This is a genomic window from Kitasatospora sp. NPDC057518 (assembly GCF_042802075.1).
GTDB lineage: Bacteria > Actinomycetota > Actinomycetes > Streptomycetales > Streptomycetaceae > Kitasatospora.
The window spans coordinates 1-8,686 of record NZ_JBHVEU010000381.1 but is presented as its reverse complement, the minus strand read 5'-3'; the positions used below and the strand labels follow the sequence as shown (position 1 = coordinate 8,686).

Below are 8,686 nucleotides of genomic sequence, written 5' to 3'. Positions count from 1 at the left end.
CAGGGCCTCCCCCAGGCCCGGGGCACCGCCGTCTCCCGCGCTACTTCTTCGGCGTCCACTGCGGGCTGGTGGCGACCGCCCGCAGCTCCGCCTCGGTCAGCAGCGGATCGCCCTTCGACACCAGCGTGACCAGGACCTCCACGCCGTCCGGCCGCATCGCGTCCACGACCTGCACCCCCTTCGGGACCTTGGCCGCCGCGCCGCGTGCCAGGAGCCTCGTCCCGTCCGGCAGGGTCTCCGCGCCCTGGTACGCCTCCGGCCCCGGCCGGTCGTCGGGGGCCTTCGCCCAGTTCTCGACCGTCAGCGTCAGGGTCCCGGTCCGCCCGCCCCCGGCCAGCTCGAAGTCCGCCCGCAGGTCCCGGCTCCTGCGGTCGGCCACGGTCACCCCGGCGGGCAGCAGCCCGGTCAGGACGGACTCGCGGTCCTGCAGCGACAGGCCCGGGTCGATCGCCTCGGTGTCGACGCCGTCGAACCTGAGGGCCGCGACGACCCGGTTCCAGGACGGGTCCGTGACGACGGCCTTCAGCTGGTCCGGCGTGAGCGGCGGGTTGGGCCGGCTGTCCGGCGCGTCCTTCTCCTGGGGCGAGTTCCACTCGCTGAGGCCGATCAGCCCGCCGTCCGGACGGGCCACCGAGGCGCGCCACTCCTTGGTGGTGGCCCGGTGGTCCGGGTACTCGTAGCCCTGGGTGAGCATGAGCTTCGACCCGTCCGGCAGCACGGTGACGGCGCAGGAGTCCAGCGAGGCGAGCTTGAGGTCCGTCGGGCAGGTCTGCGGCTGGACGTCCTTGGGGCGGTGCTTCTGGATGCTGAGGCCCATCAGCGACCGGCCCTGGCCGTCGTCGAACACCAGGTTGGCGTCCGCGTACATCCCCTTGTTCTCGTCGGTTCCGTGCCCCTTCGCGTCGGACACCTGGCCCTTGGGCAGCAGGGCCTGGAAGGTGGCGACCACCTCGTCCCCGGTGATCACCACCGGGGCGGAGGACTTCACCGAGGTCGGGGTGGCCGAGGCGGTGGCGCCTTCGCCGCCGGCGGTGGCCGCCGGGGCGGAGGCCGCGCTCACCGTGCCCGCGTCCCTCGCCCCCGGGAAGCCCAGGTACACCGCGCCGGTGCCCACCAGGGCCAGCGCCGCCGCCCCGCCCACCACGGCGGCGGTCGAGCGGCGGCGCCAGCGGCCGCGGCCGCGCCGGTAGCCGCCCGCGACCAGGTCGGCCTGGCCGGGGCGGAAGCCTTCGCCCGTACGGGTGAGGGCATAGAGAAGATCGTCCTCGAACTTGTCCGGTTCGGACATGGGTGTTCACCGTCTCCTTGCGTCGCGGGTGGTGGTGAGAGGTACCGGGCGGCCGGCCTCAGCGGGCGGCGAGCTCGGCCAGCGAGTCGCCGAGCAGGGTGCGCAGCCGGGCCAGGGCCCGGGTGGTGCGGGTGCGGACGGCCCCGGAGGAGACCCGCATGGCCTCGGCGGTCTCCTCGACGCTGCGGTCCTCCCAGTAGCGCAGCACCAGGACCGCGCGGTCCTTGGGCGGCATCCGGCCGAGCGCGTCGAGGAGGGTCAGCCGCAGCGTGCGGTCGGCGTCCTGCCCCTCCGGCTCCGGCAGGGCGTCGCTGGGGCGCTCGCCGCTGGAGCGGCGGCGCTGCTGGGCGAGGAAGGTGCGCACCATCACGGTGTGGGTGTAGGCCGCCGGGTTGTCGATCCGGCCGCGGCCGGTGAAGGCGCTGCGCCGCCACAGCACGTACATCCTGCTGAGGGCCTCCTGCACGAGGTCCTCGGCGTAATGGGTGTCGCCGCTGGTGAGCAGGCAGGCCGAGCGGTACAGGTGGCCGGTCCGGCCGGAGACGAGTTCCAGGAACTCCGCGTCCTTGGCCTCCCGGCCCGCCCCGATCCACCCCATGCGCCCTGCCCCCCGCGGTCCGCCGTCCCTGACACTTCATCGATGCGGCGGGCGGGCTGCGGTGTTACAGGGGTTCCGGCGGTTCTTCGACGCGCCGGCCCGGTCGGGCCCCGAGCGGTCGGGCCCCGAGCGGGCGGGGGTCGGACGTGAGTCGGGCGTCAGTCGGCGGACTTGCGCCGGTGGTCGCGCAGCACCGTGCCGCCGCCGATCAGCAGGGCGACCAGCAGCGCGCCGACGCCGAGGACGTACGTCGCGGTACGGCCGTCCCGGTCGGCCTGGGTCTCGCCGAGACCCACCGGGCGCGGCACGATCGGCGCGGCGGCGAGCTGCACCGGGGCGTCCGGGGTGGGCGCGAAGGGCGCGTCGTCGGGGGCCTTGGTGACGGCCCTGACCGGGTCCACCACGCCCCAGCCGGTGAAGTTGTCCGGCTCGCGCTGGGTGCGCTGCGCGGTCTGCTCGATCCAGGCCCGCACCTGGGCCGCCTTCCAGTTCGGGTGGGCGCTCCACAGCAGCGCGGCGAGCCCGGAGACGTACGGGGCGGCGAAGCTGGTGCCGTTGTCCACGCACTGGCCGCTCCCGGGCACGGTGGACAGCATGTCGACACCGGGCGCGGCGACCTTCACGAAGCCGCCGTACTGGGAGAACGGCGCGCGCTCGTTGTTGCGGTCGGAGGCGCCGACGGCCAGCACGGTCGGGAAGGCGCCCGGGTAGGTGTCGCCCTCCTTGCCGTCGTTCCCGGTGGAGGCGACCACCACGATGTTCTTCGCCTCGGCGTAGTCGATGATGGCCTTCAGCTCCTGGTACCCGCCGAAGCGGGCGTCGCCCGCGCCGCGCACGTCCTGGGAGATGTTGATGACCTTGACGCCGGGCTGGTCGGCCGCCTTCCTGATCGCCGTGACCAGGGTGGAGACGTCGCCGTTGCCGTCGCTGTCGTTCTGCCGGATCGAGAAGATCCTGGCGTCGGGGGCCAGTCCGACGAAACCGGTGGCCTTCCTGGGGCCGGCCGCGATGATCCCGGCCACCTTGGTGCCGTGGCCGACCGGGTCCTCGATGGACTTGCCCGGGATCGCCTCCTTGGTCTCCCGGTTGACCAGCAGGTTGGGGCCCTCGTCGACCTTTCCGCTCAGCTGCGGGTTGTTGACGTCCACCCCGGTGTCGATGACCGCGACCGTCACGCCCGCGCCGGTGGTCTTCCCGCCCTGCCACAGCTCGTCCAGCAGCAGGCGCTGCAGCGACCACGGCACGGTCGGCACGTCGGGCGCCGGCTTGGGGCAGTCGCCGGCCGCGGCCAGTCCGGGCCCGCCCTCGGCGTACGCCGGGGCGGCGAGCGGGCCGCCCAGCACCGCGAGCGCGGCGAGCGCCGCGGCCGCCTTCCGGTACCCGTGTCGGGACACCCTGCCACCCCTCATGTCGTCCACCCGTGTCGCGCGTCGGGGGCGGGTGCCCGGAATCCGGGTACCCGCCCCCTGCTGTTCCCTACGGAACCCGAACGTCAGCCCCAGAGCTTGGCGTTGGCGTCCTCGGTCGTCCGGTAGCTCTGCGCGGCCTGGTCCAGCGAGGTCGCGATCTGCGTGCAGGTCTTCTGCAGGTCGGCGGCGCGGGCGTCCCACTGGGCCTGGTGGGCCTGGTAGCCCTCCTGGGCCGCACCCTGCCAGCTGGAGGCGATGCGGGTGACGTTGCCCTTGAGGTCGTTCAGCAGGTGGTCGATGCGGCTCGCCGAGGCCTTGACCTCCTCGGACGCGTGGTGAACGGTCTCGAAGTTGACGAGAATGTGGTCGGACACGTTGTCTCCCTAGACGAGGGTGCGGAGCGCCACGCGGTCAGTGGCGGGCGCTCCGCGGAGCGGTGGATCGGGACAGAACGGCGGTCGGCGCGGGTGCGACGATCAACGCGGAAGCGGTGATCAGCCCTGGGCCGAGGAGAACATCGCCTTCTGCTCCTCTTCGGTGCTCGCGTAGTGCTTGGTGGTCAGCTCGATCGCGTGCTTGATCGCGGTCAGCGACTCCTTCAGCTTCGCGATGTCCTCGTTGACCCGGTTCTGCAGGGTCGTGTAGGCGCTCGCGGCCTGGCCCTGCCAGCCGCCGGTGATGCCGGAGACCGTGCTGATCAGCTTGGTCCGCTCGGCCTCGATCTTGCCGATGGCCTCTTCGATCTGCTTGGCGAACGCCAGCATCTCCTGCGCCGTCATCGTGAACTGACCCTGAGCCATGCTCCACCGTCCCCCATGAGACAACATTTTGCGTGCACGGAGGGCCCGCGAGGGGCCCCACCGTGCCATCACCCGTGTGATGTCCAGCAGCACTGTAGTCGGCACACGCAGCTCGCCCAACACCGAGCACAGAGTAGTTACCAGACCATGACACTGCGGCCAATTCGGTTGCCGCGCTTGGCCGGTCAGGCGTTCTGCGGCTGGGCGGCGCTCTTCGCGGTCAGCGGCGGACCGGCCGGAACCAGGTTCGACCACTCCTTCGGCACCGGCAGCGGCTGGACCCCCTGGTAGCCCAACCGGGCCTGGTTGCCGCCCGGTTCCTCCTGCTGGCCGGGCTCCTGGGACGGCGCCCCGGGGGCCGGCGTGGCCGTCGGCTGCGGCGTCGGCTGCTTCGGCGGGGCGCTCTGGCCCGGCTGCGGCGAGGCCGTGGGACGCTGGCCGCCGTCACCGTTGGACGGGACGGAGTAGCGCAACCCGGTCTCGGTGATCAGGAAGTCGGTCCCGGAGCCGGCCGCCGCGTGGTCCAGCGAGCGGTAGAACAGCCCGTGACCGGGGGTCACGTACGCGGCCCCGGCGCCGTTGTTGTACGGCGCGGGGTACGTCGTCCCGGCCCAGACGCTGCGCTTGGCGGTGGCCCCGTCCGCGGCGACACCGTCGTAGGTGCTGCACACGACCATCCGGGCGTCCTGGCGGTCCTGCCAGTTGTTCACCGGCGCACCGGTCTTCAGCGGCCAGTCCGGCGCGGTGCCCTTCAGCGCGACGTCGCCGCCCCACTGGGCGTTGTCGGCCGGGATCATCTCGTCGCTGCGCGGCTTCTTGTCCTGGTCGTACTTGTAGAGCATCTGGTACGCCGGGTTCTGCCGGATCAGCTCCGCCTGGAACGGGGTGACCAGGAACAGCTGCTCCTTGCCGACCACGTAGTGGCGGTCCTGGTAGTGCACCAGCCGGCCGACCCGGCGGTCGGCCTGGTTGCCCAGCTCCACCTTGGAGTTGGCGCCCTGGCTGTCGGCCACGCCCTCGACCTGCGGGAAGGTGATCGGGGTGGCGGTCACCAGGGTGTCCAGCCAGTCCCGCTTGACCCGCTGCGGCACCGCGTTGGGCCCGAACACCGCGGTGATCAGCGCCTTGCGCTCCTTGTCGTCCGACTGCGGGGTGCCGATCTCGTGCTTGCGGCCCTGCGCGTCGACCAGGAACACCGCCGCACCCGAGGCGGCCGGCTGACCCGCCGCCGGCGCGGCCGAGATCTGCTGCTCGTCGGCCTGCTGCACCAGCATCAGCTGGTCCGGGCCGAGCATCCGGTCCTTGGCCGCCAGCGCCGTCGCGTCCGCCCCGGCCGCCACGAACACCGCCTGGTTGACGGTCTCCTGCTTGTCGTCCGAGCCCGGGCGGTCGCACACCGCCCACTTCATCGGCTTGTTCGCGTTGTCCGTGGTCGGCAGCTTGTCCGGCGCGTACGGGATGCCGATCGTCGGCCCGTGGTTGGGGTAGCGGTCGAGCACCCCGTCGTCCACCACCACGACCTTGGCGCCCGCGGGCAGCACCAGCCGCGCCGAGGACATGTTGAGGACCTGGTGCAGCCGCTTGGTCTTGTTGTCCTGGTCGGTGAGCACCACGTACCGGGTCGTCGACTGCTTGCCCTGGATGATGTTCTTGCCGTCGTCCCACTTCACCGGCGCACTCGGCTTGAAGACCCCCCAGAGCCCGAAGCCGGCCACCACCACCGCCCCGGCCAGCACACTCGGCAGCACCGCCTTCACCGGACGCGGCGCGTCCTCGTCGCTGCCGCCGCCGGCAGGCAGCAGGAAGGCGCCCACCGTGCGCTTGCGGGCGAAGGTGTACGCGTTCAGCTCGTCCCGGCGCGATGCCATACCTCGTCGTCCCCCTAGTCAGACGTTGTCGGGCGTTGTCAGACCGACCTGCCCCGTGGTCACCCGCCGGGCACGAACCGGCGCGAACCCTCTACGATGCGGCAGCAGACGGTGAGTACGGTACGGGTACGGTCCGCGACACAGCCAGCCGGGCCGCGAGAACGGATCAGAGAGGGCCACCGGGGGATGCCAAGCCAGACCGCTCCAGGACGCCGCCGCAGTGCGGGCGGCGGGAGGGCGCGCCGGGCCGGCCGGGCGCAGCACAGCACGCCGCCGGCCGAGACCGGGACGGGGACAGGACCGGGGACGGGGCCCGACCGGCCGCAGCCGACCGGCACCGGGGGCGGCGGCGCCGTCCAGGTCCGGATCAACCCCCGACCGGGGCTGCTCGGCGGGCGGTTGAAGCTCCAGCAGCTCGTCCTGGTCGAGGTCGCGGCGGCCCTGGTCGCCGTCGGCTGGACGATCAGTCGGACGGTCGCGGCCGGCTTCGGCGCCGTCGCGCTGGTGCTGCTCGTACTCGCCCTCCTCCCGGTGCGCGGCCGCACCGTCCCGGACCTGCTGCGGGTCCGCGCCGCCCTCAAGTCCCGCCGCAGGCAGGCCCGGACGCTGCTGCCGCCGGCCGGCACCGACCCGGCGCTGGCGCCCGCGCTGGAGCTCGAACCGGGGCTGCGCACCTGCACCCACGCCACCGAGGCCGAGTTCGGCGGCCGCCCGGTCCGCCGGGAGACCGGCATGGTCGGCGACGGGACCTTCCTCACCTCGGTCCTGCTCGTCCAGGCCAAGGACCAGCCGCTGCGCCCGGTGCGCACCGCGCTGCCGCTGCCGCTGGACGTGGTCTGCTCGGCGCTCACGGTGGACGACATCACCCTGGAGTCGGTGCAGCTGGTCCAGCACACCCAGCCCGCCCCCGCCCAGCACCTGCCCGAGCAGTCGCTGGCCGCCCGCGCCTACCGCGAGCTGCCGGACGGCACCTCCACCCCCGGACTGCGGCTGACCTGGGTCGCGCTCAAGCTCGACCCGGAGCGCGCGGCGACCGCCGTCCGGGCCCGCGGCGGCGGCGAGGAGGGCGCCCGCAAGGCGCTGCAGCGGGTCACCGACCAGCTGGCCGGTCGGCTCAACAGCGCGGGCTTCAACGCGACCGTGCTGGACGAGCGCGAGCTGATCGCCGCGCTGGCCATCGCCACCTGCGCCAACCCGATCGCGGTGGCCGGCCGCCAGGGCACCGGCAGCGGCGGCGGCACCACCCGCCGCACCCAGGAGGGCAACCGGTTCTGGCGGATCGACGACCGCTGGCACACCACGTACTGGATCTCCCGCTGGCCGCAGCTCAGCCGCCCCGGCGGCGCCCCCGGCCGGATCGCCGCGCCGGACCTGGTCAACCTGATCACCGGCTCGCCGGCCCTCGCCAGCACCTTCAGCCTGACCGCCGGGCACGGCACCGGCGGCTCGGTGACGGTCAGCGGGCACCTGCGGGTGACCGGGCGCAACGAGAGCGAGGTCGGCCAGGTCGGCCGCCAGGTGGAGACCCGGGCCCAGAGCACCGGGCTCGGCCTCGTCCGGCTCGACCTGGAGCAGGCCCCCGGCATGCTCGCCACCCTGCCGCTCGGAGGGGCTTCCTGATGGCGTACCAGACCTACCCCACCGTCGGCCCGCAGCCCGGCGCCGAGCAGCGCCGAACCAGGCCGCGGCTCCTGCCCGGCTTCGGACTGCGCGGCCCGCGCCGGGAGAAGCACGTCCTGGAGGCGGCCGACCTCGCGGCGCTGGCCTTCCCGGTCGGCGACGACGGCGTGGTCATCGGCGTCGACCCGCAGGGACTGCCCGCCGTGCTCGGCCTGTTCCGCCCCACCTCGTACGACCTGGTGCTCGTCGGCGGCATGTGGACCGCGCAGGTCATCGCGCTGCGGGCGGCCGCGATCGGCGCCCGGGTCGCGGTGGAGACCGCCCGCGGACAGCTGTGGGGCCCGTTGGCCCAGGCCGCCGGCGGCGGCCAGCCCTGCGTGACGGTCCACCAGGTCGGCCGGCTCGGCCCGCAGGGCGCCTCGGTGGCCTCGCCGGTCCTGGTGGTGCGCGACCTCGGCGCCCGCCCGCCGCGCAGCCGGCTCTCCGCCGCGCCCTGGCAGACCACCCTGACCCTGCTGCCCTACCTGGGCCCGAACGCCTCCCGGGTGCTGAACGCGGCCGACCTGGTCGGCGTGCAGCGGATCTCGCCGCAGGAGGCGGAACTGACCGGCCGGGTGCTCTCGCTGCCCCCGGAGGACGTGGCCGCCCTGCCCACCCTCGGCGACGACCTCACCCTGTGGGCGACCCGGATGCGGCGCCAGTACGTACGGGCCGTGGCCGGGCAGGCCGAACAACAGGTGCTCGGCGGGCCGCGCCGGATGGACTGAGCAGCGGCTCGCCGCACCGGGCGGACCGTCGGGGAACCGAAGCCGCCTTCAACGGGGGTTGCCGTACGGCCTAGTCTTTGATGCGGCAACGGCACCGCTGAACAAGCGGCGGCGAACACGAGGGAGCCAGAAAAGTGAGCAGCGATCGGGACGGCGTCTACGTCGGCGACAACGCGGCGGAGGACGACGACGACTGGTCGGACGCGCCTGACTACACTCCCCCGTCCTGGTACGTGCAGACGGAGCCCGCGGCGGCTGCTGGGGCTCCGGCCGCGGGGGCTCCGGCCGCGGGGGCTCCGGCTGCCGGGGCTCCGGCCTCGGCCGACGCCCCGGTGC

The 8,686-nt window shown here is 73.8% G+C and carries 9 protein-coding genes; 3 read left to right on the top strand and 6 right to left on the bottom strand.

Annotated elements, in window-relative coordinates; genetic code table 11:
* Nucleotides 1-40: 40 nt before the first annotated feature.
* From ACFU7Z_RS30290 to ACFU7Z_RS30265, 6 genes are all read right to left on the bottom strand, one after another.
* Nucleotides 41-1,288: a hypothetical protein gene (locus ACFU7Z_RS30290; protein WP_380780986.1), complete on the bottom strand. Its 1,248-nt coding sequence runs from the start codon at nucleotides 1,286-1,288 to the stop codon at nucleotides 41-43.
* A gap of 58 nt (nucleotides 1,289-1,346) precedes the next feature.
* Entirely contained in the window at nucleotides 1,347-1,886 is a 540-nt protein-coding gene (locus ACFU7Z_RS30285) for a SigE family RNA polymerase sigma factor (RefSeq protein WP_074006409.1), read from the bottom strand.
* Between the two features lie 158 nt (nucleotides 1,887-2,044).
* Nucleotides 2,045-3,280 (bottom strand): type VII secretion-associated serine protease mycosin, encoded by a 1,236-nt coding sequence (gene mycP, locus ACFU7Z_RS30280; protein WP_241853233.1) that lies wholly within the window; start codon nucleotides 3,278-3,280, stop codon nucleotides 2,045-2,047.
* Between the two features lie 98 nt (nucleotides 3,281-3,378).
* Nucleotides 3,379-3,669, bottom strand: coding sequence for a WXG100 family type VII secretion target (locus tag ACFU7Z_RS30275; RefSeq protein ID WP_049657362.1), 291 nt, complete (start codon nucleotides 3,667-3,669; stop codon nucleotides 3,379-3,381).
* 120 nt (nucleotides 3,670-3,789) lie between these two features.
* Nucleotides 3,790-4,095 (bottom strand): WXG100 family type VII secretion target, encoded by a 306-nt coding sequence (locus ACFU7Z_RS30270; protein WP_063780319.1) that lies wholly within the window; start codon nucleotides 4,093-4,095, stop codon nucleotides 3,790-3,792.
* A gap of 185 nt (nucleotides 4,096-4,280) precedes the next feature.
* Nucleotides 4,281-5,963 carry a type VII secretion protein EccB gene (locus tag ACFU7Z_RS30265; protein WP_049657366.1) on the bottom strand — a complete coding sequence of 561 codons (1,683 nt, stop codon included), beginning with the start codon at nucleotides 5,961-5,963 and terminating at the stop codon, nucleotides 4,281-4,283.
* A gap of 186 nt (nucleotides 5,964-6,149) precedes the next feature.
* On the opposite strand from ACFU7Z_RS30265, the gene eccE reads away from it, so the two are divergent.
* From eccE to ACFU7Z_RS30250, 3 genes are all read left to right on the top strand, one after another.
* A complete protein-coding gene (gene eccE, locus ACFU7Z_RS30260; protein WP_117487812.1) occupies nucleotides 6,150-7,583 on the top strand; it encodes a type VII secretion protein EccE in 1,434 nt (477 codons plus the stop codon).
* A complete protein-coding gene (locus ACFU7Z_RS30255; RefSeq protein WP_380780982.1) occupies nucleotides 7,583-8,350 on the top strand; it encodes a hypothetical protein in 768 nt (255 codons plus the stop codon). The genes eccE and ACFU7Z_RS30255 overlap by 1 nt, the downstream gene beginning before the upstream one ends.
* Before the next feature lie 134 nt (nucleotides 8,351-8,484).
* On the top strand, nucleotides 8,485-8,686 hold a 202-nt coding region (locus ACFU7Z_RS30250), incomplete at its 3' end, for a hypothetical protein (RefSeq protein ID WP_380780980.1).